Annotated in this window: 27 protein-coding genes, 1 rRNA gene and 1 riboswitch; of the genes, 16 read left to right on the forward strand and 12 right to left on the reverse strand. The window is 74.0% G+C overall.

Annotated features, from left to right (window positions below):
• The first annotated feature begins 213 nt into the window (after nucleotides 1–213).
• A 5S ribosomal RNA gene (gene rrf / locus ACIG47_RS16485) occupies nucleotides 214–330 on the forward strand.
• A 175-nt stretch (nucleotides 331–505) separates the two neighbouring features.
• Nucleotides 506–1765, forward strand: coding sequence for an AGE family epimerase/isomerase (locus ACIG47_RS16490; RefSeq protein WP_397432067.1), 1260 nt, complete (start codon nucleotides 506–508; stop codon nucleotides 1763–1765).
• Between the two features lie 71 nt (nucleotides 1766–1836).
• Here the strand turns inward: ACIG47_RS16490 and ACIG47_RS16495 are convergent, their stop codons facing one another.
• From ACIG47_RS16495 to ACIG47_RS16510, 4 genes are read right to left on the reverse strand one after another with little or no spacing between them, the layout of a single operon-like run.
• Entirely contained in the window at nucleotides 1837–2934 is a 1098-nt protein-coding gene (locus tag ACIG47_RS16495; RefSeq protein ID WP_397432069.1) for a sulfate/molybdate ABC transporter ATP-binding protein, read from the reverse strand.
• On the reverse strand, nucleotides 2931–3698 hold the full coding sequence (locus tag ACIG47_RS16500; RefSeq protein ID WP_397432070.1) for an ABC transporter permease: 768 nt from the start codon (nucleotides 3696–3698) through the stop codon (nucleotides 2931–2933). Before ACIG47_RS16500 ends, ACIG47_RS16495 begins: the two co-directional genes overlap by 4 nt.
• A complete protein-coding gene (modA, locus tag ACIG47_RS16505) occupies nucleotides 3695–4453 on the reverse strand; it encodes a molybdate ABC transporter substrate-binding protein (protein ID WP_397432306.1) in 759 nt (252 codons plus the stop codon). The genes ACIG47_RS16500 and modA overlap by 4 nt, the downstream gene beginning before the upstream one ends.
• Before the next feature lie 44 nt (nucleotides 4454–4497).
• Nucleotides 4498–4908, reverse strand: coding sequence for a molybdopterin-binding protein (locus tag ACIG47_RS16510; RefSeq protein ID WP_397413064.1), 411 nt, complete (start codon nucleotides 4906–4908; stop codon nucleotides 4498–4500).
• Nucleotides 4909–5008: 100 nt separating this feature from the next.
• Here ACIG47_RS16510 and ACIG47_RS16515 point away from each other — a divergent pair, with 100 nt between their 5' ends.
• The 3 genes from ACIG47_RS16515 (at nucleotide 5009) to ACIG47_RS16525 (ending at nucleotide 7090) form a co-directional block, all read left to right on the forward strand.
• On the forward strand, nucleotides 5009–5467 hold the full coding sequence (locus ACIG47_RS16515) for an RrF2 family transcriptional regulator (RefSeq protein ID WP_397432072.1): 459 nt from the start codon (nucleotides 5009–5011) through the stop codon (nucleotides 5465–5467).
• A 214-nt stretch (nucleotides 5468–5681) separates the two neighbouring features.
• Complete coding sequence (locus tag ACIG47_RS16520) at nucleotides 5682–6596, forward strand: sulfite exporter TauE/SafE family protein (protein ID WP_397413066.1); 915 nt, start codon at nucleotides 5682–5684, stop codon at nucleotides 6594–6596.
• The gene (locus ACIG47_RS16525; RefSeq protein ID WP_397432074.1) at nucleotides 6593–7090 is read left to right on the forward strand and encodes a molybdenum cofactor biosynthesis protein B; all 498 of its coding nucleotides are present in this window, start codon (nucleotides 6593–6595) and stop codon (nucleotides 7088–7090) included. Before ACIG47_RS16520 ends, ACIG47_RS16525 begins: the two co-directional genes overlap by 4 nt.
• Before the next feature lie 28 nt (nucleotides 7091–7118).
• On the opposite strand, the gene ACIG47_RS16530 is transcribed toward ACIG47_RS16525, so the two are convergent.
• Nucleotides 7119–7358, reverse strand: coding sequence for a MoaD/ThiS family protein (locus ACIG47_RS16530; protein ID WP_397432076.1), 240 nt, complete (start codon nucleotides 7356–7358; stop codon nucleotides 7119–7121).
• Complete coding sequence (moaC, locus tag ACIG47_RS16535) at nucleotides 7355–7825, reverse strand: cyclic pyranopterin monophosphate synthase MoaC (protein WP_397432077.1); 471 nt, start codon at nucleotides 7823–7825, stop codon at nucleotides 7355–7357. The genes ACIG47_RS16530 and moaC overlap by 4 nt, the downstream gene beginning before the upstream one ends.
• Nucleotides 7826–7949: 124 nt before the next feature.
• Here moaC and ACIG47_RS16540 point away from each other — a divergent pair, with 124 nt between their 5' ends.
• Entirely contained in the window at nucleotides 7950–8720 is a 771-nt protein-coding gene (locus ACIG47_RS16540; RefSeq protein ID WP_397432079.1) for a PAS and ANTAR domain-containing protein, read from the forward strand.
• Here ACIG47_RS16540 and ACIG47_RS16545 read toward each other — a convergent pair.
• Nucleotides 8709–8990: a DUF4235 domain-containing protein gene (locus tag ACIG47_RS16545; protein WP_397413071.1), complete on the reverse strand. Its 282-nt coding sequence runs from the start codon at nucleotides 8988–8990 to the stop codon at nucleotides 8709–8711. The two genes, ACIG47_RS16540 and ACIG47_RS16545, sit on opposite strands and share 12 nt — an antisense overlap.
• Before the next feature lie 37 nt (nucleotides 8991–9027).
• Nucleotides 9028–9133, forward strand: a riboswitch (TPP riboswitch).
• On the opposite strand from ACIG47_RS16545, the gene ACIG47_RS16550 reads away from it, so the two are divergent.
• From ACIG47_RS16550 to ACIG47_RS16560, 3 genes are all read left to right on the forward strand, one after another.
• Nucleotides 9128–10216 (forward strand): thiamine ABC transporter substrate binding subunit, encoded by a 1089-nt coding sequence (locus tag ACIG47_RS16550; RefSeq protein ID WP_397432080.1) that lies wholly within the window; start codon nucleotides 9128–9130, stop codon nucleotides 10214–10216. (Overlaps the previous riboswitch by 6 nt.)
• Before the next feature lie 2 nt (nucleotides 10217–10218).
• Nucleotides 10219–11922 (forward strand): ABC transporter permease, encoded by a 1704-nt coding sequence (locus ACIG47_RS16555; RefSeq protein WP_397432307.1) that lies wholly within the window; start codon nucleotides 10219–10221, stop codon nucleotides 11920–11922.
• Nucleotides 11922–12638, forward strand: a complete 717-nt coding sequence (locus tag ACIG47_RS16560) for an ABC transporter ATP-binding protein (RefSeq protein WP_397432082.1) — start codon at nucleotides 11922–11924, stop codon at nucleotides 12636–12638. The genes ACIG47_RS16555 and ACIG47_RS16560 overlap by 1 nt, the downstream gene beginning before the upstream one ends.
• Nucleotides 12639–12653: 15 nt before the next feature.
• Here ACIG47_RS16560 and ACIG47_RS16565 read toward each other — a convergent pair whose 3' ends face one another.
• Nucleotides 12654–13301, reverse strand: coding sequence for a response regulator transcription factor (locus ACIG47_RS16565; RefSeq protein ID WP_397432083.1), 648 nt, complete (start codon nucleotides 13299–13301; stop codon nucleotides 12654–12656).
• Nucleotides 13301–14473 carry a sensor histidine kinase gene (locus ACIG47_RS16570; protein ID WP_397432084.1) on the reverse strand — a complete coding sequence of 391 codons (1173 nt, stop codon included), beginning with the start codon at nucleotides 14471–14473 and terminating at the stop codon, nucleotides 13301–13303. The genes ACIG47_RS16565 and ACIG47_RS16570 overlap by 1 nt, the downstream gene beginning before the upstream one ends.
• Before the next feature lie 165 nt (nucleotides 14474–14638).
• On the opposite strand from ACIG47_RS16570, the gene ACIG47_RS16575 reads away from it, so the two are divergent.
• Entirely contained in the window at nucleotides 14639–15070 is a 432-nt protein-coding gene (locus tag ACIG47_RS16575; protein ID WP_397432086.1) for a DUF6069 family protein, read from the forward strand.
• Here ACIG47_RS16575 and ACIG47_RS16580 read toward each other — a convergent pair.
• On the reverse strand, nucleotides 15026–16210 hold the full coding sequence (locus ACIG47_RS16580; protein ID WP_397413075.1) for a PrsW family intramembrane metalloprotease: 1185 nt from the start codon (nucleotides 16208–16210) through the stop codon (nucleotides 15026–15028). The genes ACIG47_RS16575 and ACIG47_RS16580 overlap by 45 nt on opposite strands.
• A 74-nt stretch (nucleotides 16211–16284) precedes the next feature.
• On the opposite strand from ACIG47_RS16580, the gene ACIG47_RS16585 reads away from it, so the two are divergent.
• Nucleotides 16285–17049, forward strand: coding sequence for a copper homeostasis protein CutC (locus ACIG47_RS16585; protein WP_397432087.1), 765 nt, complete (start codon nucleotides 16285–16287; stop codon nucleotides 17047–17049).
• Entirely contained in the window at nucleotides 17046–18761 is a 1716-nt protein-coding gene (pgi, locus tag ACIG47_RS16590; protein ID WP_397413077.1) for a glucose-6-phosphate isomerase, read from the forward strand. Before ACIG47_RS16585 ends, pgi begins: the two co-directional genes overlap by 4 nt.
• A gap of 92 nt (nucleotides 18762–18853) precedes the next feature.
• Here the strand turns inward: pgi and ACIG47_RS16595 are convergent, their stop codons facing one another.
• Nucleotides 18854–19972, reverse strand: a complete 1119-nt coding sequence (locus tag ACIG47_RS16595) for a M20 family metallopeptidase (protein ID WP_397432088.1) — start codon at nucleotides 19970–19972, stop codon at nucleotides 18854–18856.
• A gap of 59 nt (nucleotides 19973–20031) precedes the next feature.
• Nucleotides 20032–20385: a DoxX family protein gene (locus ACIG47_RS16600; RefSeq protein ID WP_397413079.1), complete on the reverse strand. Its 354-nt coding sequence runs from the start codon at nucleotides 20383–20385 to the stop codon at nucleotides 20032–20034.
• 125 nt (nucleotides 20386–20510) lie between these two features.
• On the opposite strand from ACIG47_RS16600, the gene ACIG47_RS16605 reads away from it, so the two are divergent.
• Genes ACIG47_RS16605 through ACIG47_RS16620 form a run of 4 tightly spaced genes read left to right on the forward strand, consistent with a single transcriptional unit; the run spans nucleotide 20511 to nucleotide 24338 of the window.
• Nucleotides 20511–20909 carry a winged helix-turn-helix transcriptional regulator gene (locus ACIG47_RS16605; protein WP_397432089.1) on the forward strand — a complete coding sequence of 133 codons (399 nt, stop codon included), beginning with the start codon at nucleotides 20511–20513 and terminating at the stop codon, nucleotides 20907–20909.
• 56 nt (nucleotides 20910–20965) lie between these two features.
• On the forward strand, nucleotides 20966–22216 hold the full coding sequence (locus ACIG47_RS16610; protein WP_397432091.1) for a phosphotransferase: 1251 nt from the start codon (nucleotides 20966–20968) through the stop codon (nucleotides 22214–22216).
• Entirely contained in the window at nucleotides 22213–23676 is a 1464-nt protein-coding gene (locus ACIG47_RS16615) for a sensor histidine kinase (RefSeq protein ID WP_397432092.1), read from the forward strand. The genes ACIG47_RS16610 and ACIG47_RS16615 overlap by 4 nt, the downstream gene beginning before the upstream one ends.
• On the forward strand, nucleotides 23673–24338 hold the full coding sequence (locus ACIG47_RS16620) for a response regulator transcription factor (RefSeq protein ID WP_397413084.1): 666 nt from the start codon (nucleotides 23673–23675) through the stop codon (nucleotides 24336–24338). The genes ACIG47_RS16615 and ACIG47_RS16620 overlap by 4 nt, the downstream gene beginning before the upstream one ends.
• The last annotated feature ends 80 nt before the right edge of the window (nucleotides 24339–24418 follow it).

The following is a 24418-nucleotide window of genomic DNA, read 5'->3' on the forward strand; positions in this document are numbered from 1 at the left end:
TTGATAGGCCGGATGTGGAAGCAAGGACTGAAGACTTGTGGAGCTGACCGGTACTAACTTGCCGATAACTTTCTCAACACTCAAATTCTTTCAAGGCACTGGGCTCTTTGATGAGTCTGTGTGGTGTGTGTTCGCGTCCACTGTGCGGTTCCCGAGTCACGGGCACCAACCCCCCCCTGTTTGTGGTGTGGGGTTGCCTGGTCTCGATAGTGTTTCGGTGGTCATAGCGTGGGGGAAACGCCCGGTCCCATTCCGAACCCGGAAGCTTAGCCTCATAGCGCCGATGGTACTGCCCTGGAGACGGGGTGGGAGAGTAGGACGCCGCCGGACAACCATTCAGCGTCAGGGGATGAACCCCCGGACTACCCCCTGGTGGGGGTGGCCGGGAGCGGTTCATCCCCTGACGCATTTCTATGCCCCGAACAGAGCGCTCCCAACAGAGCTGCGACCTCGCGCCCTGGGACGACTTGCCGTCGTCACGCACCCCGCGGCTATCGTGGCGGGTGTGAACGCAGATATGACCCGCACCGGCGCGGAATCCACCAGCTCCCAGGCCGCAGGCATCACCGACTCCACGTGGCGCAGGGAGCACTTCGTGTCGCTGCTGCGTTTCGCCGAGGCGTCTCTCCGTGAGGACGGCGCGGCGTGCTGGCTCGACGACGCCGGCCGCCCGGACGCCTCGCACCCCGTCGAGACCTGGATCACGTCGCGGATGGCGCACATCTTCGCCGTCGGGCATCTGCTGGGGGTCGAGGGCGCGGGGGAGCATGCGGCTCGTGCGATCACCGGGCTGCGGGAGGTGCTCGCTGACGCCGAGTTCGGCGGGTGGCTCGCCTCGCGCGGGGAGGGCGACGACCTCGTCGGCACGAAGGAGGCCTACGCCCACGCGTTCGTGGTGCTGGCGGCGTCGACCGGCAAGGTTGCCGGCATCGCGGGCGCGGCCGAGCTGCTGACCGAGGCCCTCGCGGTGCTGGACGCACGATTCTGGGAGCCGGAGCATCAGCTGCACCTCGACGAGCGGAGCCGGGACTGGGCCTCGGCATCGGACTACCGCGGGGTGAACGCCAACATGCACTCCGTCGAGGCGCTGCTCGCCGCGCATGCGGCGACGGGTGACGGGCTGTGGCTGGACCGGGCGGCCGCGATCGGCGACCGGGTGGTGAGCTGGGCCGAGTCGAACGACTGGCGAATCCCCGAGCACTTCGACGCTTCCTGGCAGCCCCTGCTCGAGTACAACGCCGACCGCCCTCACGACCCGTTCAAGCCGTACGGTGCCACCCCCGGGCACGGGCTCGAGTGGGCCCGCCTGCTGCTGCAGATCGATGCGGAGGCAGGGACGGCCGGTCGTCGCACCCGGGCGGCGTCCGCGCTGTTCGAGCGTGCGGTGGAGGACGGCTGGGATGCCGAGCACGGTGGCGGCTTCGTCTACACCACGGACTGGTCGGGGACGCCCGTGGAGCCGCGGCGGTTCCACTGGGTCGCGGCCGAGGCGGTCGCCACCGCGAACGTGCTGGGCAGGGTCACCGGCGAGGAGCGCTACGTCCGGCTCGAGGGCGAGTGGTGGGGGTGGATCCAGGAGCACCTGATCGACGCCGCGCAGGGATCGTGGCACCACGAGCTCGACACGGAGAACCGCCCGTCGGGCCGCACCTGGATCGGCAAGCCTGACGTCTACCACGCCGCCCAGGCCGTCATCCTGTCCGAGCTGCCGCTGACGGGCTCGTTCGCCGCCTCCGCGCAGCAGGCCGGGCAGATCCTGGCCTGAGGCCTGAGGCCTGAGGCCTGAGGCCTGACGCCTGACGGCCGGCGGTGCTTTCGCTGAGCGCCGCTCGGGTGTCATGCCGGGTACAGGTCGACCTCGGTCGCCTTGACGGTGAACCAGACGGTGTCGCCGGGAGTGATCGCCAGATCGGCCGCCGCCTGCGGCGTGATGTCGGCGCTGAGCTGGCCTGCGCTGAGCTGGCCGGCCCGGACCCGTACGAGCCCGCTCTGCGGTTCGAGCGCGGTCACCTCGACCGGCCACGCGTTGCGCGGTGAGCCCGCGGTGCGCTCGGGAAAGATCGAGACGGCCGACGGGCGGAACGCGGCCGTCATCGTCGCTCCGGGCTGCGGTGCCACCTGGTCGGCGGCCCCGCCGTCGTCGTGGAGCCGGCCCTGGACCAGGTCGCCGGTCGGGAGGCGGATCGCGCGGTCCGGGGCGGACCATGTGCCGGTCAGGATGTTCAGGCCCGCGATCCGGGCGGCGAAGGCGCTCCGCGGTCGGGAGAGCACCTCACGGGTGGGCCCCTGCTCGGTGACGCGACCGCCGTCGAGCACCACGACCCGGTCGGCGAGCAGGAGGGCGTCCAGCACGTCGTGCGTCGCGAGGACCACCGTCCGTCCTGCGAGGACCTCCCGCAGGAGATGGCGGAGCGCCGGGGTGACGTCGACGTCGAGGGCCGCCATGGGTTCGTCGAGGAGGAGGAGGCGCGGGTCGGCCGCCAGTGCGCGTGCCACGGCCACCCGCTGGGCCTGGCCGCCCGACACCTCGGCGGGCCGGCGGTCGGCGAGCTCGGGCAGGCCGATCCGGTCCAGCCACCGTGCGGCGTCCGCGGCCGCGGACCGCGGGGAGGCTCCTCGGGAGCGGGGGCCGAACGCGATGTTGTGCCGCACCGACAGGTGCGGGAACAGCAGCGGGTCCTGCGCCAGGAGGGCCACCTGCCGGGCATGCGGGGGCACCCAGGCGCGCGTACGGCCCGCCTCGACCCGGGTGAGGGTGCGGCCGTCCAGCGTGACGTGGCCGTGGTGGGGGCGCAGCAGCCCGGCCGCCACGGACAGCAGCGTCGACTTGCCGGCGCCGTTCGGGCCGAGCAGGGCGACGGTCTCGCCGTCGGCCACCTCCAGATCGATCTGGACGTCGCGCTCGGGGACGTGCACGGAGAGGGAGAGGCTCACAGGGCGCTCCGGCTCCGCCGGGTCAGACCGATGACCAGCACCGCGAGCACCACGAGGACGAGGGACAGCGCGACGGCGGCATCGGGGTCGGTCTCCCGCTGGAGGTAGATCTCGAGCGGCAGCGTCCGCGTCACGCCCTGGAGGCTGCCCGCGAACGTGATGGTCGCGCCGAACTCCCCGAGGCACCGGGCGAAGGACAGCACGGTGCCGGACAGCAGTCCGGGCCACACCAGCGGCAGGGTCACCCGGAACAGGACGGTGCCGGGGCGGGCGCCCAGCGTGGCGGCGACGACGTCGTACCGGGTGCCGGCCGTGCGCAGCGAGCCCTCCAGGCTGATCACGAGGAACGGCAGGGCGACGAAGGTCTGCGCCAGCACGACGGCGGTCGTGGAGAACGCGATCTGGACGCCGGCCACCTCCAGGGTCTGGCCCAGCAGACCGCGGCGGCCGAAGGTGTACAGGAGGGCGATGCCGCCCACCACCGGCGGCAGCACGAGCGGGATCAGCACCAGCGAGCGCAGCAGGTCGCGCCCGACGAAGCGTCCACGGGCAAGCACGAGTGCGAGCGGCACCCCGAGCAGCAGGCACAGCAGCGTGCTCACCGCCGACGTCCGCAGGCTCAGGAGCAGCGCGGCGACGGACGACTCGCTGGTGATCAGGGTCCAGAAGCTCGCCCAGTCCACACGGGCCGCCATCGCCGCGAGCGGGAGGAGCACCAGCAGGGCTCCGACCGCGGCGACCGCGGCGACCCACCGAGGGATCACGGTGCCGCGAAGCCGGCGTCGGCGAGGACGCGCTGCCCGTCCGCACCGAGCACGGCGTCGACGAACTCCTGCGCGAGCTCGGGCTCCTCGCTCCCGCCCAGCGCGGCGATCGGGTACACGTTGACCGCGCTGCCCGACTCCGGGAACTCGATGCCCTCGACCCGGTCGCCCGCGCCGCGCACGTCGGTGACGTAGACGAGCCCGGCGTCGGCCTCGCCGGTGGTCACCTTGTTGAGCACGTCGGTCACGCTCTGCTCCTCGCTGACGGGCGCGAAGGTCAGGCCGGACGCCTGCTCGACATGCTCCGTCGCGGCGCCGCAGGGCACCTCGGGCGCGCAGACCACGAGCTGCACGTCGTCGCCGGTCAGGTCGGCCAGCGACGCGATGCCGGCCGGGTTGCCCGGGGGTACGGCGATGGCCAGGGTGTTCGACGCGAAGTCGGCGGGCGGGCCGGCGAGCAGGCCGTCATCGACGAGCTTGTCCATGTTCGCGGTGTCGGCCGAGGCGAGCACGTCCGCCGGGGCGCCCTGCTGGATCTGGGCCACGAGGTCGGACGAGCCGGCGAACGACAGCTCGACGGAGACCCCCTCGTGCGCCGCCTCGAAGTCGGCGGCGATCTGCTCGAACGTACCGGTCAGCGACGCGGCGGCGTAGACGGTCAGGGTCCGCTCCCCGGCGTCGTCGGCCGCCGAGCCCGGGCCGGCGCACGACGCCAGGGCCACGGCGACGACGGCCGCCGCGATCGTGGTCATCATGCGGGTCGTCCCGCGGCGTACCGGCCTGTTCGCCATCGTGCCGCTCATGCGGAATCCCTCCGGTCCTCGGTCTCGATCACGACGTTCGTGGACTTGATGGCGGCCACCGCGACCGACCCGGGCTCCAGCCCGAGGTCGCGTACCGCCTCGCTGCTCATCAGCGAGACCACGCGGAACGGCCCGCACTGGAGCTCGACCTGGGCCATCACGGCGTCGGTGCGGATGTCGGTGACCAGGCCGACGAAGCGGTTGCGGGCCGAGCTGCGCAGACCTGACGGCAGGCCGGGGGGCGAGGCGTGCTCGCGGGCCACCATCGCCACCTCGTAGCCGTCGACCACCTTGCGGCCTGACGCATCCGTGTGCGCGCCGAGCAGCCCGCGGTCGATCCAGCGCCGCACCGTGTCGTCGCTGACGCCCAGGTACGCCGCCGCTTCTCTGATCCTCATCTGCGGCACGGAACGAACGCTAGCACCGTGCACGCGGATGCAGAACGCCTGATCGCTCCTCATCTGCGGCCCGGAGCGCCGCCGCCGTCCTCCGAGAGAGAATGGGTCCATGAGGATCTCCGCACGAGCCGACTACGCCGTCCGAGCAGCCGCAGAGCTGGCGGCTGCCGACCACGACGGACCCGTGCGCGCCGAGGCGCTGGCTCGCGCGCAGGACATTCCGCACCGCTTCCTGGAGGGGATCCTGAGCGACCTGCGCCGCGACGGGCTCGTCACGAGCCACCGCGGGGCCGGCGGCGGCTACCGCCTGGCGCGGTCCGCCGACACGATCACGATCGCCGACGTCGTGCGCGCCGTGGACGGCCCGCTCGTCTTCGTCCGGGGCAACCGGCCCTCCGACCTGGAGTTCCAGGGCGCGGCCGCGCCCCTGCTGCACGTGTGGGTGGCCTTGCGGGCCAACGTGCGTGCCGTGCTGGAGGCGGTTTCTCTCGCCGACCTGGTGGCGGGCAACCTGCCGGAAGAGGTCCGGGCGCTGACGCAGGGCGAGTCGGCCTGGGCCAACTCCTGACGGCGCCCGGGGCCGCCCGGGAGGCGTCCACATCCTGAGAATCGTCCGGCTGATTTTCTGACGGATCCCCGAGGGTTCGGGCCCCTCGTTCCGCATACGCACTAATCCGATGTCTGAGATGCTTGTTGTTTCCGACCGGGATGGATGGATACTGGGGGAACCGCGCTCGCGCGGCCCTGTGCCGCACCCCCCCCGGACCTGGAAGGCAACGACCATGAGAACCCTGATCCTGCTAGCGCTCGTCGGCCTCGGCGCGCAGCTCGTGGACGGCAGTCTGGGCATGGCCTACGGCGTCACCTCCACGACGCTGCTGCTGGCGATCGGCACCAACCCGGCAGCCGCCTCGGCCACCGTTCACCTCGCCGAGATCGGCACCACGCTCGCTTCCGGCGCCTCCCACTGGCGCTTCGGCAACGTCGACTGGAAGGTCGTCGCCAAGATCGGTATCCCCGGCGCGATCGGCGCCTTCGCGGGCGCCACGTTCCTCTCGTCGCTGTCGACGGAGATCGCCGCCCCGGTGATGTCGATCATCCTGCTGGCGCTCGGCCTGTACGTGCTGCTGCGCTTCACGGTGCAGGGGCTGCCCACCCGTTCGGACAAGCCGCTGCGCAAGCGGTTCCTCGCCCCGCTCGGCCTCGTGGCGGGCTTCTTCGACGCCACCGGTGGCGGCGGCTGGGGCCCGGTGGGTACGCCCGCGATCCTGGCCAGCGGCCGCCTGGAGCCCCGCAAGGTGATCGGCTCGATCGACACCAGCGAGTTCCTCGTGGCGATCGCCGCCAGCGTCGGCTTCTTCGTGGGCCTGTCGGGCGAGGGCATCGACTTCACCTGGGTGCTGGCGCTGCTCATCGGCGGCCTGATCGCCGCGCCGATCGCCGCCTGGCTCGTGCGCCTCGTGCCGCCGCGCATCCTCGGGTCGCTCGTGGGTGGCGTCATCGTGCTCACCAACACGCGCACCCTGCTCAACAGCGACTGGATCGCCGCCACGGACCCCGTGAAGATCCCCGTCTACGTGGTGATCTGGCTGGGCTGGGCTGCCGCCGTCTTCTGGTCGGTGCGGGCGCACCGGCGTGCCAAGGCCCTGGAGTCCGAGCAGTCCCCGGAGCCGGAGGCCGATAGCGTGTCGGCATGACGTCCGACCACGTAGCGGTGATCACCGTCTCCGACCGTTGCGCGCGCGGCGAGGCCGAGGACCGTTCCGGCCCCACCGCCGTGTCGCTCCTGCGCCAGGCGGGCCACACCGAGGTGCGCACCTACCTGGTGCCCGACGGCGTCGAGCCGGTCCGCGGAGTGCTGCGGACCGCGCTCGACGACGGCGCCCGGCTGGTGGTCACCACGGGCGGTACGGGTATCACGCCCCGCGACCTCACCCCTGAGGGCACGGCCGAGGTGCTCGAGTACCAGATCCCCGGCATCGCGGAGTCGGTGCGGCAGCAGGGGGTCGCCGCCGGGGTGCCCACGGCCGTGCTCTCCCGCGGGCTCGCCGGCGTCGCCCGGTCGGGTGACGGGGCGCGCGCGCTCGTCGTGAACCTGCCGGGATCCTCCGGCGGCGTGCGCGACGGGCTCCAGGTGGTGCTCACGCTGTGGCCCCACGTGCGGTCCCAGCTCGACGGCGCCGACCACTGAGCCCGCGACGGCGCGGAGCCCGGCCGGCTCAGCCGCCCGCGAAGGGCGGCAGCACGTCCACGGTGACCCCGTCCGGCACCGGCGCGGCACCGTCCGTCGTCCGTGCCCCCGCGACGAGCAGGGCACAGCGCGGCAGCACGTCGCCGAGGCCCGGGTGTGCGCCGGCCAGGGCGGTGCGAAGGGCGGCGACCGAGGTCGGCCCGTCGACCTGTTCGGTGGGGAGCCCGGCCGCCTCGCGGGCACCGGCGAAGTAGCGGACGGTGATCATGCGCCGCGCACCCAGTCGCCGGACTTGCCGCCCGTCTTGCGCTCCAGGCGCACGTCCGCGAGCGAGACGGACTTGTCGAGCCCCTTGACCATGTCGACGACGGCCAGGCCGGCGACTGCCACGGCCGTCAGCGCCTCCATCTCGACACCCGTGCGGTCGGCGGTGCGCACGGTCGCCGTGACCTCGACGCCGTCGTCGGTCACCACGAGGTCGACCGCGGCGCCGTGCACGCCGATCACGTGCGCCAGCGGCAGCAGCTCGGGTGTCCGCTTGGCGGCCGCGATGCCCGCGATGCGGGCCACGGCCAGGACGTCGCCCTTGGGTACGGCGCCGTCCCGCAGGGCCCGCACGACGTCGGGGGTGCAGCGCACCGTGCCCGAGGCGGTGGCGGAACGGACCGTCGGCTGCTTGGCGGTGACGTCGACCATGCGGGCCTGGCCGCGGTCGTCCAGATGCGTGAAGCTCACGGGACCAGGGTGCCACGAGCGCTCCGGTGCCCGTTCGGCTGTCCGAAGTATCCGAACTGTTCTAAGGTGGTTGGTCTCGGAGTCATGAAGCGGCTCCAGGTCCCCTCGGATCTGGGAGGTTCACATGTCCCCCGACAAGAAGCACGGTCTCGCCCTCGTGGACGGCGGCGACGTCCCGTCCGCCATGCCACGGGTCGCGCCCGGCGAGCTGGCGGACGCCCTCGGCATCGGGACCAACCTGCTGATCGGCCGGTACCGCGTAGGCCTGGCAACCGGCGACTGGTGGTGGTCCGACGAGGTCTACACCATGCACGGCTGGCGGCGGCACGAGGTGGAACCCGGCCTCGACGCGCTACGTTCCCGCAAGCACCCTGACGACCGCCTCCGGGTGGTGCGCGCCGCCAGCGAGGCCCTGCGGGTCGGCCGGCCGTTCGCCTGCGCCCACCGCATCGTCGACAAGAACGGGCGCACGCGATCGGTCGTGGTCATCGGCCAGGGGCAACGTCGAGAATCCGGCGGAGGTCCCGAGGTGGCGGGCTACGTGCTGGACGTGACGCCGGTCCAGAAGGAAGCGCTGAACCGCCGCTCGGCCGGGGCGGTCCAGCGCGCGTTCGTCAGCCAGGCGGCGATCGAGCAGGTCAAGGGCGTCATCGTCGCGGTACGCGGAGTGGACGAGGCGACCGCCGACGCGACCCTGCGCGAGGTCGCCGCCACCGTCGGCGTGCCCCTGCGTCTCGCGGCGGACCAGGTCATGGCCGCGCTCCGCGCCGACGACGAGAAGGCGGGGGTGACGCAGGCCGCGCTGACGCGCGCGCTCGACGCCGTCCAGCCGGTGGGGCGGCCGCGGAGCCATGACGCGCTGCTGACCCGGCGGCCGCGCCGGTCACACCGCTGAGCGACGCGCCGCGATACGCAGTGCGGCGGTGTGCGCGCCCTTCGCGGCCAGGCGCTTGGCGAACACCGCCGTGCCGGCCGCGACGGCCGCGAACACCGTCGCCTGCACCAGGTCCAGCTCCGGGTCGTCCGGCTTGTTGGGGGCGTCGTTGCCGGTCACACCCTTCCAGATCATGCTGACCGCCTTCTGCGCGACCCAGCCGGCCGCGATAGTCAGGGCGAGGGTGCCGACCTTCTCGGCGAGTGTCTGTTCCGTCTCAATCTGGGCCACCTCTACACCGTAGCCCCCGACGGCGGACTAGGCTGCACGGAAACGACAGGGGAGCGCCCCGACGGCGCTGAGAGTGCGGAGAACCGCAGACCCTTGAACCTGATCCGGTTCACACCGGCGGAGGAAGTCGAGGCACGATGTTGCGTCTTTCCGGTGCCCCCAGGGGCGCCTTCCACAGCGGTACGGTCGGCGGCGCGGTCGCCGTGGCACTCCTGGTCGCCGGCTGCGCCGGCGGTTCGGGCGGTACCGGCTCCGAGGACACCACGTCGGCAGGCGCGGCGTCGGGCACCGTGACGCTGGTGACCCACGACTCGTGGGCGCTGGACGAGAAGCTGGTGGACCGGTTCGAGCAGGAGTCGGGCCTGACCGTCGAGGTCAGTGCGGCGGGCGACGCCGGGACGCTCGTGAACCAGCTGGTGCTGACCAAGGACGCGCCGCTGGGCGACGTCGTGTTCGGCATCGACAACACGTTCGCCTCCCGCGCGCTGGAGGCCGGGGTGGTCGAGGAGTACACGCCGGAGGGCCTGCCCGAGGGCGTCGAGCAGGTGGGCGGTGCGCTCACACCGGTCGACCAGGGCGACGTGTGCGTGAACGCCGACGAGGCGTGGTTCGAGGAGTCGGGCCTGGAGGTGCCGAAGACCCTGGAGGACCTCGCCGACCCCGAATACAAGGACCTGCTCGTGGTGACCAACCCGGCGACGTCGTCCCCGGGGCTCGCGTTCCTGCTGGCGACGATCGGCGCGTTCGGCGAGGACGGGTTCGAGGACTACTGGGCGTCGCTCGTGGACAACGGCGTCAAGGTCGCCGACTCGTGGGAGGACGCCTACTACGTGGACTTCTCCGGGGCGGGCGAGGGCGGTGAGCGGCCGCTGGCGCTGTCGTACGCGACGTCGCCCGCGTTCACCGTGACCGAGGACGGCGCCGCGTCGACCACCAGCGCGCTGCTGGACACCTGCTTCCGGCAGGTCGAGTACGCGGGCGTGCTGGCCGGCTCCGACAACCCCGAGGGCGCCCGCGCCCTGGTGGACTTCCTGCTCACCGAGGACGTGCAGGCCGCCCTGCCGGAGTCGATGTACATGTACCCGGCCGATGCCTCGGTGGAGCTCCCCGCCGACTGGCAGAAGTTCGCGCCGCAGGCCGAGGCACCGTTCGAGGTGGACCCCGCCGACGTGAGCGAGCACCGCGACGAGTGGATCGAACGGTGGACCGAGACGGTCGTGGGCTGAGCCTGAGCCGGACGCCGACGGACCGGCCCCGGCGCGGCCCGCGGCTCGCACCGTTCCTGTGGGGAGCGGCGGTCGCCGTCCCCCTGGCCTTCCTCGGCGTCTTCTTCGCGTGGCCGGTGGTCGCGCTCGTCGTGCGGGGCTTCGTGCCCGACGGCGCGCTCGACCTCACCGGCTTCGCCGAGGTGTTGTCCCGGCCGCGCACCTGGCGGCTCGTGGGGCTCACGCTCACCCAGGCGGTGCTCGGCACGGTGTTCTCGGTGCTGCTCGGCCTGCCGCTCGCCTACCTCCTGTACCGGCGGGCGTTCCCCGGGCGCACCCTGGCGCGCGGGCTGGTGACGGTGCCGTTCGTGCTGCCGGCCGTCGTGGTCGGCGTCGCGTTCCGCGCGCTGTTCGCGCCCAGCGGCACCCTCGGGTTCCTCGGGCTCGAGGAGTCGCTCGCCGGGATCGTCGTCGCGCTCGTCTTCTTCAACGTGTCGGTGGTGGTGCGCACCGTGGGCGGGCTGTGGGAACGGCTCGACCCCCGCGCCGAGGAGGCCGCGGCCTCGCTCGGCGCGGGACCCGCCCGGGTGTTCCGCACCGTCACCCTGCCCTCGCTCGCGCCCGCGATCACGTCCGCGGCCTCGGTGGTCTTCCTGTTCTGCGCCACCGCGTTCGGGGTGGTGCTCGTGCTCGGCGGCGTGCGGTACGGGACCATCGAGACCGAGATCTGGACCCGCACCACCCAGTTCCTGGACCTGCAGGCGGCCTCCGTGCTCTCGATCCTGCAGCTCGTGGTCATCTCGGGCGCCCTGGCCGTCTCCGCGCGGGCCCGACGGCGCCGCGAGGCCGCCCTGCACCTCGTCTCGGCGCGCCGGACGGCACGCCCCCTGTCCTGGCGCTCGCCCGCCGACGCCGCCGCGGCGCTCGCGGGCATCGTGATCGTCGCCGGGCTCATCGTGCTGCCCCTGGCCGGCCTGGTGGCCCGCTCGTTCCGCGAGCCCGACGGCTCCTGGGGACCCGGTAACTACCTCGCGCTCGGCACCACCGGCGAGCGCAACGCCCTGGTCGTCACCGTCTGGGAGGCCACGGCCACCTCGCTGCGGATCGCGCTGGCCGCCACGGTGATCGCGCTGGTCGTGGGCGGGCTCGTCGCCCTCGTCGTGTCCCGTCGGCCCCGGTCGGTGGGGGCGCGGCGCGCCGTCGGGACGCTCGACGGCCTGTTCATGCTGCCTCTGGGCGTGTCCGCGGTGACCGTCGGCTTCGGGTTCCTGATCACCATGGACCAGCCGGTGCTCGGCGTCGACCTGCGCACCTCGGGGTTGCTCGTGCCGGTGGCCCAGGCCGTCGTGGCCGTGCCGCTCGTGGTGCGCACCGTGCTGCCGGTGCTGAGGGCCATCGACCCCCGTCTGCGCGAGGTCGCCGCCGTGCTCGGCTCCGGGCCCGGCCGCGTGCTGCGCACCGTGGACCTGCCGATCGCCCTGCGGTCGGTCGGGCTGGCCACCGGGTTCGCGTTCGCGGTGTCGCTCGGCGAGTTCGGCGCCACGTCGTTCCTCGCGCGGCCCGACGGTGCCACCCTGCCGGTCGTGATCTACCGGCTCATCGGGCGGCCCGGGGCGGAGAACTACGGGATGGCGCTCGCGGCGTCCGTGGTGCTGGCCGCGCTGGCCGCGACGGTGATGATGGTGGCGGAGCGACTGCGCGACGACCGCGCGGGAGGGGAGTTCTGATGGCGGGGCTGGAGGTCCGGGACGTCTCTGTCCGGTACGGCGGCACGACGGCCGTGGACGGCGTGACGCTGGCCGTCGAGCCCGGCGAGGTGGTGGCGCTGCTCGGGCCGAGCGGCTGCGGCAAGTCCTCCCTGCTGCGGGCCGTGGCCGGGCTGGAGCCGCTGGCCGGCGGGCACGTGCTGTACGACGGCGCCGACCTCGCCGGGGTGCCCGTGCACCGGCGCCGGTTCGGGCTGATGTTCCAGGACGGACAGCTCTTCCCGCACCGGGACGTGCGGCGGAACGTGGCCTACGGGCTGGAGACCCTGCCCCTGACCCGCCAGGAGCGGGACGAGCGGGTCGCCGCCCTGCTGGACCTCGTGGGGCTCGCCGGGTACGAGCAGCGGTCGGTGCCCACCCTGTCCGGCGGCGAGCAGCAGCGGGTGGCCCTGGCGCGCGCCCTGGCGCCGCGGCCTCGGCTGCTGCTGCTCGACGAGCCGCTGTCGGCGCTCGACCGGCAGCTCCGCGAACGCCTGGCCGGCGAGGTGCGGGCCGCGCTGGTGGAGACCGGGACGACGGCGGTGTTCGTGACGCACGACCACGCCGAGGCCTCCGCGGTGGCCGACCGGGTGGGCGTCATGGACCGGGGCCGGCTGCTCCAGGTGGCGGCGCCCCAGGAGCTGCGCACCGCGCCGGCGTCGGACCGGGTGGCTGAGTTCCTGGGGTTGCGCGGCTGATCCGGCCCGGTCGGGTCAGACCGCGCCGGCCTGCTGGACCAGCAGCGCCACCTGCGTGCGGTTCTCCACGCCGAGCTTGAGCAGCACGTTCGACACGTGCGCCTTCACCGTCGGGACGCTGAGGTAGAGGCGCCGACCGATCTCGGCGTTGGACGAGCCACGCCCGATCTCCAGGGCGACGTCGCGCTCGCGGCCCGTCAGGCGGTCCAGGGCCTGCCGGGCCTCCCGCACCTCGCCGCCCCCGGCGGCGACCGTGTCCATCAGACGGCGGGCGATGTCAGGGGCGAGCACCGGCTCGCCGCCCGCGGCCGCGCGGACCGCTGCGGCGATCCGCGCCGGCGGCATGTCCTTGAGCAGGTAGCCGGCCGCCCCGGCGCGCAGCGCACCCGCCACCTCGGTGTCGGTGTCGAACGTGGTGAGCACGACGACGGCGGGCGGTGACGGCCGGGCGCGCACCCGCCGGGTGGCCTCGATGCCGTCGACGCCGGGCATCCGCAGGTCCATCAGCACCACGTCGGCCGCGTGCGCATCGAGCACCTGCGCCACGTCCCCGCCGTCGGCGGCCTCACCGACCACGCGGATCCCCTCGGCGCCGTCGAGCATGAGGCGCAGGCCCGCGCGCACGAGGGCATCGTCGTCGACGATCACGAGGCGGGTCTCCATCAGGCCCACGGTATCCGTGCCTCCAGGACGAAACCAGCAGGTGAGCGGCCTGCGTCGAGCGTGCCGTCCAGGAGCTCGACGCGTTCGCGCAGGCCGACCAGCCCGGTGCCGGGCGCGCTGGTCGCAGGACGTGCGGGGCCGTCGTCGGCCACGACCACCCGGACCTCGTCCGCACGGGTGGCCACCGTGACACGGACGGCTGCGCCCGGCGCGTGACGTCGGGCATTGGTGAGGCCCTCCTGGACCACACGGTAGGCGGCCGTCGCGACCGGAGGTGACGGCTCGTCGCCGCGCCCGGCGGCCGATCGGTCGTCGGTCTGGTCCAGCACCACGGTGGCGCCCACGGAGCGGGCCGCGTCCACGAGCCCGGGGATGTCGTGGAGCGTGGGCGGCGGGGCGAGCTGATCCACGCCGCCGCGCAGGAGGCGCACCAGCCGGCGCAGGTCCTCCAGGGCCTCGGCGGCGCCGGTGCGCACCCGCCCGGCCGCCGCCGCGAGCTGGTCCGGGGGAGCGTCCGGCCGGTACTCGACGGCGCCCGCGGTCGCGGCCAGCAGGGACAGCCGGTGCCCGAGCGCGTCGTGCATCTCGGCGGCGATCCGGTTGCGCTCGCCGGACCGGGCGGCCTCCAGCGCCTGCTCCCGGTCGGCCTCGGCGCGGTGGGCGCGGGCCCGCAGGTCGGCCAGGAGCTGGGCGCGGGCCTGCAGGTAGGCGCCCCAGCCCAGGAGCGCGGCGTGGACGGCGGCGTCGCACAGGAGCCACCAGCCGTAGGGGAACGCCGGCGGTCGCCACAGGCCCTGCGCCGCGTGCGCCGCGGCGCTCGCCGCCGCCACGAGGACCGCGGTGCGCAGGGGCGACCACCGGGCGATCTGCAGCACCCCGGACGTCGCGGCCGGCGTGGCGCCCGGCGAGAGCACCGACAGCGCCGCCAGGACGAGCGCGGCGGGCACCGAGCGGCGGGCCCACATCAGCGGCAGCAGTGCCAGCGAGGCCACAGCGACCGCCAGGTCCAGGAGACGCAGGGGCAGCGCGTCGCCCCCGCTCGCCTGGCGGGAGAGCACCGTGGTGAGGGTCAGCACCCCGAGCAGCACCATGGCCAGAGCCACGGAACGGCGCGAGGAACGCGCGTGCTCGGCGTCGTCGGGCGGGAAGTTCCGCGGATCACCAGTCGTCATGCCGGCGACACTACGGACGCGCCCCGGCGTCGGACACCGACCTTGGTCGGGGATTCCGCTACCGAAGGGTGACCCGGCTCGGTACCCCGGTCGGATGCCCCGGTCGTGGTCGCGTCGGGAGGCTGTGACCAGGCGCGACGGACGTGCCGAGAAGGAGAAGGACGCATGGCCGAGAACCTGGTGACCCGTAGCCCGTGGCCCGCCTGGGCGGTGCCGCTCGCCGCCGCCGTCGCCGCCGTGGCGGTCTGGCTCGTCGGCGCGGCGCTCGGCGTCGACCCGCAGGCGCGGGCCGGGGCGAGCACCCAGCCGGTGACCGTCGTCGCCGCGGCGGTGGCCGCGCTCGTGGCCGGCCTCGCCGGCTGGGGCGTACGGGCGGTCATCGCGCGCCTGACCAAGGGCGGCGGCGAGGTGGCATGGCTGGTGCTGTGCGGCGTGGCCCTGCTCGTGTCGCTCACCGGAGCAGCGGGCGGCACCACGCCCGCCACGGTCGCGCTCCTGACGACCGAGCACCTGGTGGTCGGCGTGATCGTGGCCGTGGGGCTGCGCCGCTGGTCAGGGCTGGCCCGGCGGGCGGAAGCCGCTCGCGCCCCACGGTGACGCAGGCGGGTGCGGCAGCCGCGCGACGAACGCGGCCCGGGCCTGCTGCATGACCCACACCAGGTACTGCCGCTGCTGCTCCAGGCCGTGCGGGTCGAGGTCGCGCTGCGCCCCGGCCCGCTGGTGCAGCAGGGCCAGCTCGGTGGCGGCCTGCTGGTAGTCGGTCATGGCGCGCTCGGCCTGCCGCCCGCCCGCCGCGCGCGCCCAGCTCCGGGCCGCGCGGCGGCCCGGCAGGCTGGACAGCATGCGCAGGTCGTCGTTCGTGACGATGCCGATCGGGCCGTACAGCGGCAGGTAGTGCCCGATGAGCTGGACGATCCGACGGCGGTCGCGCGCGAGGATCACGATCAGCGCGACGAGCACGGCGAAACCGACGAGGTAGGCCCCGGCGAGGCCCAGGATGCCGAACTTCGTCGAGCCGTTCCACAGGCTGTGGAGAACCATCGCGCCGAGCAGACCGTAGAGCGGGGCCCGCCGGCGCAGCGGACCGGGGCCCGCCAGCGCGGCCACGGCCACGCCGATGCCGGTCATCGCGGTGCACAGCGGGTGCAGCAGCGGCGAGACGATGGCACGCAGCACGAACACGTACCCGAGCTGGTCCGACTCGAGCGCGTCCACGAAGTACTGGACGTTCTCCGTCGCGGCGAAGCCCAGGCCCACCATCGCGGCGTAGATGACGCCGTCGGTCGGGCCGTTCAGCTCCTGGCGGCGCCACCACAGCATGCCGAAGAGCACCGCGCCCTTGAGCAGCTCCTCGACCACCGGCGCGCCGAACGTCGCGACGAGGTACCAGCCCTCCTCCTCGCCCGTGAGCTCGGTCTCGGTGAGGAGCGACAACCCGAGGGTGTTGAGGATGCTCGCGAACAGTGCCGCCACGCCCGCGCCCCACAGGAACGCGAACACCAGGGCGTTCGGCGGCTCCGGCTCGAGCCGGTCCAGCGCGAGCACGAGCGGCAGCCAGACGGCCACCGGCAGCAGCGCCAGCAGCAGCCCGACGACGAACGACGCGCCACCCGTGAGCGCGTCGAAGGCCAGGATGACCAGCAGGCAGACCGAGGCGAAGACGATCCCGACGATCACTCCGACGGGGGCACGTCCGGGAGCGCGCCCCTGGAGGATCGCACTGGGATCGATGGCCATGCCATGGGACCCTACCGACTCGGCCCCCGTGACGGCGGGCGAACGCGCACCTCCCGCACGGCTACGCTGGCGCCGTGCCCCCACGTGTCGCGCTCGAGCTCGCAGTCCAGGACCCCGCCGGGGCGGTGATCGCCGCGGGCGTCGGCGCCCGGCGCGTCGAGCTCTGCTCCGCGCTCGGCGCCACCGGCGGCATCACGCCCAGCGCCGGGCTCGTCGAGGCGGTGGTCGCTGCCGCCGCGGTCGTCCCGGCGTCCGACAGCGCGCCGATCCTCGAGGTGCACGTGCTGGTGCGGCCCCGGCCCGGGGGTTTCGTGTACTCGGCCGCGGAGACCGACCTCATGCTCCGCGACGTCACGCTCGCCGTCGACGCCGGGGCCGACGGGGTCGTCGTGGGCGCGCTCACGCCGTCGGGCGAGGTGGACGTGGCGCGCGTGCGCGAGCTGGTCGCGGCCGCCGAGGACGCCGAGGTGACGTTCCACCGGGCGCTGGACGTCGTGGCCGACCCGGTCGCCGCGCTCGACGTGCTCGCCGAGCTGGGCGTGGCGCGCGTGCTCACCTCCGGCGGCGCCGCCCGCGCGGCTGACGGGCTGGAGCGGCTGGCCGCGCTCGTCGAGCGCAGCGCCGAGGTGGGCATCGAGATCATGGCCGGCGGCGGCGTGACGGCGGCGGACGTACCCGCGCTGCTCGGTGTGGGCGTGGACGCGGTGCACCTGTCCGCCAAGCGCACCGTGGTCGACGCCGCCGGCCCCGGCGGCGGGGGTGAGACCGGCTACGAGGTGACGGATCAGACACTCGCCGAGGCTGCGGCGCAGGCTCTCCGCACTACGGTTGAGTCATGACCTCAGAGCCGGGCCGTGTGCCTGTCGACGCCACCACCACCAACGCCTGGGGCTCGCTCACCGAGCTCTCCAAGAACCTCCGGCCCGACCTGCGCGGCTGGTTCGCCGCCGACCCGGACCGCGCCGCGCGCCTGAGCCACCAGGCCGCAGACCTGCACGTCGACCTCTCGAAGAACCTGGTCACGGACGAGGTGCTCGCCGCGCTCCTCGCCCTGGCCGACGAGGTGGGGCTCGCGGAGCGGCGCGCCGCCATGTTCGCGGGCGAGCACATCAACGTCACCGAGGACCGCGCCGTGCTGCACACCGCGCTGCGCCGCCCGTCGGACGAGCCGCTGACCGTCGACGGCCAGGACGTCACGGCCGACGTCGCCGACGAGCTCGCCAAGGTGTACGCCTTCGCCGAGAAGGTCCGCTCCGGGGAGTGGACCGGTGTCACGGGCGAGCCCGTGCGCACGATCGTGAACATCGGCATCGGCGGCTCCGACCTGGGCCCCGTCATGGCCTACGAGGCCCTGGAGCCCTACGTCCAGGACGGCCTGGAGGTGCGGTTCGTCTCCAACATCGACCCCACCGACGTGGCGCAGAAGACCGCCGACCTCGACCCGACGACCACCCTGTTCATCGTCGCGTCCAAGACCTTCGGCACGCTGGAGACCCTCACCAACGCGCGGCTCGCCCGCGACTGGCTGTGGCGCTCGCTGGTGGCCGCCGGCGCCATCGAGGACTCCGAGGACGGGCGCGCGGACGCCGTCGCCAAGCACTTCGTGGCCGTGTCCACCGCCCTGGACAAGGTCGAGGCGTTCGGCATCGACCCCGCCAACGCGTTCGGGTTCTGGGACTGGGTGGGCGGCCGTTACTCCGTGGACTCGGCCATCGGCACGTCGCTCGCCGTCGCCGTCGGACCGGACGCGTTCGCCGACTTCCTCGGCGGCTTCCACGCCATGGACGAGCACTTCCGGACCCAGCCGTTCGAGACCAACGTGCCCGTGCTGATGGGGCTCCTCAACGTCTGGTACACCAACTTCCGCGACGCGCACACGCACGCCGTCCTGCCGTACGCGCAGCAGCTCCACCGGTTCCCGGCGTACCTGCAACAGCTCACCATGGAGTCCAACGGCAAGTCCGTGCGCTGGGACGGCTCGCCCGTGACCGCCGAGACCGGCGAGATCTTCTGGGGCGAGCCCGGCACCAACGGCCAGCACGCGTTCTACCAGCTCATCCACCAGGGCACCCGGCTCATCCCGGCCGACTTCATCGCCGTGGCCAACCCCGCCTACCCGCTGGCCGACGCCGTGGGCGACGGCGGTGCCGTGGCCGCGGGAGCCGATGTGCACGGGCTGTTCCTCGCGAACTTCTTCGCGCAGACCAAGGCGCTCGCGTTCGGCAAGACGGCGGACGAGGTGCGGGCCGAGGGCGTCGCCGAGGAGCTGGTCTCGGCCAAGGTCTTCAGCGGCAACCGGCCCACGACGTCGATCCTCGCCCCCGCGCTGACGCCGTCCGTGCTGGGCCAGCTCGTGGCGCTGTACGAGCACATCACGTTCGTGCAGGGCGTCGTCTGGGGCATCGACTCGTTCGACCAGTGGGGCGTGGAGCTCGGCAAGAAGCTCGCGCTGGAGATCGCCCCGGCGGTCGCCGGCGACGAGGCGGCGCTCGCGGCGCAGGACCCCTCGACGGCGGCCCTCATCGCGAAGTACCGCGAGCTGCGCGCCTGAGGCGACCGCACTCGCACCGGCAGGCCCGCCAGGCCGCGTTGCCTGGCGGGCCTACCGCTGTCTGCTGCGGTGCCCGTCGCACCTGGCGACGGTCACCGGGCGGGACTGTCCGCCACCAGGTCCACGACCAGGGCGCGGAGCAGCGCGGTGCGATCGGGGACGCGCCCGACCAGCACGTGCTCGTCGTCGGCGTGCGCGCCGCCGCCCACGGCGCCCAGGCCGTCCAGCGTGGGCGTGCCGACGCCCGCGGTGAAGTTCCCGTCGGAGGCCCCGCCCACGGCGACGCCGGTGAGCGGCGGCAGACCGGCGTCCGCCGAGAGCCGCTGCGCCCGGGCGAACAGGTCGGCGGACAGCGCCCGCTCCAGCGGCGGCCGGTTGATCCCTCCCTCGATCTCCACGACCGCCCCGGGCAGCACCGGCGCCAGCGCCCGCAGGGCGGCGTCGACCCGCACCTGCTCGGCCGCGGTCCGCGCCCGGACGTCCACGGCGAACGACGCGTCCGCCGGGACGGTGTTGCGCGTGGTGCCCGACGTCGCGTCGGTCGGGGTCACGGTGGTGCCGACGGCGGGATCGCCCAGCGCGGCGACGGCGAGCACCTGGTGCGCCAGCTCGACCGACGCGTTCACGCCCTTCTCCGGCTCCAGGCCGGCGTGCGCCGCCCGTCCCTTGATCACCACCCGGTAGATCGACGTGCCCTTGCGCTCCAGCTTGAGCGCGCCGCCGTCGGCCGACGCCTCCAGGACCAGCGCGGCCGCCGCGCCCCGGGCCTCGTCCTCGATGAGGGCCTGCGACGACGGGGAGCCGAGCTCCTCGTCGCCGGTCACCAGCAGAGTGACCCCGGTGCGGTCGTCGAGCGAGGCCAGCACGTGCAGCGCCATGGCCAGGCCGGTCTTCATGTCGAAGCTGCCAGGGCCCCGCAGCACCCCGTCGACGATCTCGAACGGGTGCGTGCGCAGCGAGCCGACCGGCCACACCGTGTCGTGGTGTGCCAGCACCAGCACCCGTGTGGGGCCGCCGAGCCGCCACCGCAGGTGGATCCCGAGCCGTTCGGGTGCCACGCCCAGCAGGCCCGTGCCGAGCCGGGCCACGAGGTCGGCCGAGCGGGCCAGGGCGTCGGGGTCCGACGACGGCGACTCCTGCTCCACCAGGGTCCGCAGGTCTGCGAGCAGGGCGTCGGTGGCGGGCAGGTCCGGGTGCGGGTCGTAGGCCATGGACCGACCGTAGCCGCCGGGCCCGAGAGGGTGCCCGGACGGCTCGGCGGCCCGGCGGCTCAGAGCGAGAGCAGCCGCAGCACGAACGCCGCGGCCGAGAGCACCAGCAGGCCCCCGGTCGGTCCCATGCCCGGCCAGTCCTTCGCCCGGGCGTGGGTGATGACGGCACCGAGGAAGTACACGACGAAGCAGCCCGTGGCGGCGATGCCGATCGGCGCCCACCAGATCCCGGCGAGGGTGCCGAGGGCGCCCGCCACGAGGAGCGACCCGAGCACCGGGATCAGCCGCCGTGGCACGCCGAGCGTGGTGGTGAGCGGCTCGACGACCTGCGGGTTGCCCGTGAGCTTGCCGTACCCGCTGAACGCGGTGACCAGGATCAGGAGCGCCGAGACGATGACAGAAGCGACGAACACGTGTCCTCCGGAGAGATGGCCGGGCCCGGCCCGGCAAGGAGCGGCCGCCCGTCCGGGCGCCCGGTGCATCGTGCGCCACCGGAGACACCTTGCCAAGGGGCAGGTTAGTGACTGACCATGGGTAAGTGACTGCCGAGGCGACCAGGAGCGCACCCCGCACCCCCGTGGCGAGCCCGGAGGACGGGGACGACTGCCGGCTCTTCCAGCGCACCGTCGAGCTGGCCGGGCGGCGCTGGTCCGGCGCCATCCTGTTCGCGGCGGTGGCGGGTGCCCGGCGGTTCGTCGAGTACCGGCGGGCCGTGCCCGGGATCTCCGACCGGCTGCTGACGCGGCGGCTGCGCGAGCTGGAGCGGCAGGGGTTCATCACCCGCGAGGTGGTGCCGACCATGCCCGTGCAGATCAGCTACACCGCGACGCCGGCGGGCGCCGAGCTGATCACCGCCCTGCGGCCGCTGGGCGAGTGGGGTGTCCGGCACCGTGACGTGCTCGAGGCGCTGGAGGCCGAGCAGGAGAGCGTGGGTTAGAGGATTCTCATCCGGATGAGCGGGCTCCCGGGCCGCCCGGCTGCGAGGATGGCGAGGTGAACACCCACCTCGACCTGCTCACCGGCGACTCCGCCGCGGGGCTCCTCGACGCCGCCGTGGCGACGGCCGGCGGCGAGCTCGTGGACTGGCGGGTGCGTCAGGTGGACCACCGTCCCGGCTCGACCACGACGGTGGCGTACCGGGCGACGGTCCGCTGGGACGGCGTGGCCCGCTCCGAGACGCTCGGCGCGAGCGTCGGCCGGGCCCGCGACAGCAGTAAGCCGGGCGTGGTCACGCTGTCGGACGGCGACGCGACCGTCGCGGTGTGGCGGTTCCCGGACGACCCGGCGCTGCCCGCGCTGCCCGGGGCGTTCGACCCGGCGGGTGTGGAGGAGCTGCTGGCGGGGCTCGGCGTGGGGCACCAGGCCCGGGCGCACCCCGAGCTCACGGTGCGGGCCTACCGCCCCACCCGGCGTGCGGTGATCGAGGCCCGCGCGGCGGCCGCCCGGGTGTTCCTCAAGGTGCTGCGCCCGCGCAAGGTCGCCGACCTGCACCGACGGCACGAGCTGCTGTCCCGGGCCGGGCTCCCGGTGCCACGGCCGCTCGGCTGGTCCGACGACGGCCTGCTGATGCTGTCCCCGCTGCGTGGCACCGAGATGCGGGCCGCCGTCCGGGACGGGGCGCGGATCCCGTCGCCCGACGAGGTGCTGGACCTCCTCGACCGGCTGCCCGGCGAGGTGCGTGACCTGCCGCGCCGCCCCGCGTGGAGCGAGTCGGCCGAGCACTACGCGGGCGTGATCGGGGCCGCGCTGCCGGCCGAGGCCGGCCGGGCCGCGGACCTGGCGGGTGCCGTCGGGGAGCGGCTCGCGGAGCGCGGCACCGGCACCGACCCCACGCACGGTGACCTCTACGAGGCGCAGATCATGCTCACCGACGGCCGCATCACCGGGCTGCTCGACGTCGACTCCGCGGGCCCCGGGCACCGTGCCGACGACCTGGCCTGCCTGGTGGCGCACCTGGACGTGCTGTCGCTGGTGCGCGGCACGGACCCGGCCCGGACCGCCTCCGCGGCCCGGATGCGCCGGCTCGCGGCGGACTACGCCGCCGCGTTCGCGGCCGCGCCGCGCGGCCGGGGCGCCGACCGTGGCGACCTGTCGGCCCGCGTCGCCGGGGTGCTGCTGTCGCTGGCCACGGGCCCGCACCGCGTCCAGGAGCGCGGCTGGCAGGACGCGACCTCGCGCCGGCTGGACGCCGTGGCCGCGTGGCTCGACGGGTCGCGGCTCGCCGCGGGCGTGGGCACGGCATGAGCCTGAGCCGTCCGTCGGTCCGGGCCAAGGTGGTGGGCGTGGTGGTGGCGGTGACCGCCATCGGCCTGCTGGGGGCGGGGCTGCTCACGCACGCCATCCAGTCCCAGCAGATCATGGACGACATCTCCGAGGACTTCGACCAGGAGGTCAGCGAGCTGCAGCGGCTCGCCGTCGACGGCGTGGACCCCGAGACGGGGGAGGACTTCCACGGTGCCGGGCGGCTGATGAGCGTCGCCATGGAGCGGAACGTCCCGGGCACCAACGAGATGTTCGTCAGCTACCTGGACGGCAGGCACCAGCAGTCCAACCCGCCGACGTCGTCCCGCGTGGTGGTCGAGAGCGCCGTCGTGCAGGACGTGGTGGACGGGCTCACGCCGCAGTCGGAGCGGACCGTCCAGCAGGAGATCGACACCGAGGTCGGCCGGGTGTGGTTCGTCGTCGTGCCCGTGACCGTGCCGGACCGGCAGGAGGTGGGCGCGTACGTCATGGCGGCCGCCCTGGACCGGTCGCTGGAGGCCGAGAACGCGGTGATGCGCACGTACGCGATCGTGTGCTCGGTCGCGCTGGTGGCCCTGGGGCTGTTCGCATGGGTGGTCGTCAGCCGCCTGCTGCGGCCGCTGCGCCAGCTCAGCGCCACCGCCACCCGGGTCACCGAGACCGACCTGTCGCAGCGCGTCCCCGTCGCCACCGACGACGACCTCGGCGAGCTCGCCGGGGCGTTCAACACGATGCTCGACCGGCTGTCGACCGCGATCGAGACCCAGCGCCGCTTCCTGGACGACGCCGGGCACGAGCTCCGCACGCCGCTGACCGTGCTGCGCGGCCACCTGGAGGTGCTCGACCCGGACGACCCCGCGGACGTGCGCGAGACCCGGGACCTCCTGCTCGACGAGACCTCCCGGATGGGGCAGATCGTGGAGGAGCTCGTGCTGCTCGCCAAGGCCGAACGGTCCGACTTCGTGACCCCCGCCCCGGTGGACCTGGGCCGGTTCACCGACGACGTGCACGACAAGGCGCGCGCCCTCGGGCCGCGACGCTGGGTCGTGGACGCGCGGGCCGACGCCGAGGTGGTCGCCGACGCGCACCGCCTCACCCAGGCCGTGCTCCAGCTCGCGGACAACGCCGTGAAGTTCACCGGTCCCGACGACGAGGTCGGCATCGGCACCCAGGTGGTCGACCGTCCGTCCGGCCGCGTGGTGCGGCTCTGGGTGCGGGACACGGGCCCGGGCGTCCCGCCCGAGGACGCGGAGCGGATCTTCGACCGGTTCGCCCGGGGCACCACCACGGGTGGCGTACCCGGGTCGGGGCTCGGCCTGGCGATCGTGCGGGCCATCGCGCAGGGCCACGGCGGGGACGTCGTCGTCGAGCGGTCCGACGGCGGCGGCGCGCGGTTCGTCATGACGTGGCCTGCCGGCCCGTCCCCGGTACCTCAGGGTGAGACCACGACGGAGGCGGCGTGAACCAGATCCTGATCGCGGAGGACGAGGAGCGCATCGCGCAGTTCGTCCGCAAGGGGCTCAAGGCGCACGGCTTCCAGCCCACCGTGGTGTCGGACGGCGCGTCGGCGCTCGCGCACGCCATGTCGGGCGGCTACGACCTCATGGTGCTGGACATCGGGCTGCCCCTGCTGGACGGGTTCACGGTGCTGCAGCGGCTGCGCGACGTCGGCTCCACGCTGCCCGTGGTGATCCTCACCGCACGGGACTCGCTGTCCGACAGGGTAGCGGGCCTGGAGGGCGGGGCGGACGACTACATGTCCAAGCCGTTCGGGTTCGACGAGCTCCTCGCGCGGATCCGGTTGCGGCTGCGCCGGGCCACCGCCGAGGGGGCGGCGTCCGACCGGCTGGAGCACGGCGGCGTCAGCCTGGACCTGCGGACCCGGACCGCGACCGCGGCCGGGCGCGAGGTGGAGCTGTCGGCGCGGGAGTTCGCGCTCGCCGAGGTCTTTCTCCAGCACCCCGGTCAGGTCATGTCGCGCGAGCAGCTCCTGTCCCGCGTGTGGGGGTACGACTTCGACCCCGGCTCCAACGTGGTGGACGTGTACGTGCGGTACCTGCGCAAGAAGCTGGGTGCCGACCGGATCGAGACCGTGCGCGGCGCGGGCTACCGGTTCCGGGGCTGAGGGAAGATGGTCGGGGGAAACATGAGAGCCGTCTCATCGGGGTCTCCTCGTCACCTCATCCCCGGGGAGCAGACTCGTCG

Source organism: Promicromonospora sp. NPDC052451 (assembly GCF_044547525.1).
Taxonomy (GTDB): Bacteria; Actinomycetota; Actinomycetes; order Actinomycetales; family Cellulomonadaceae; genus Promicromonospora.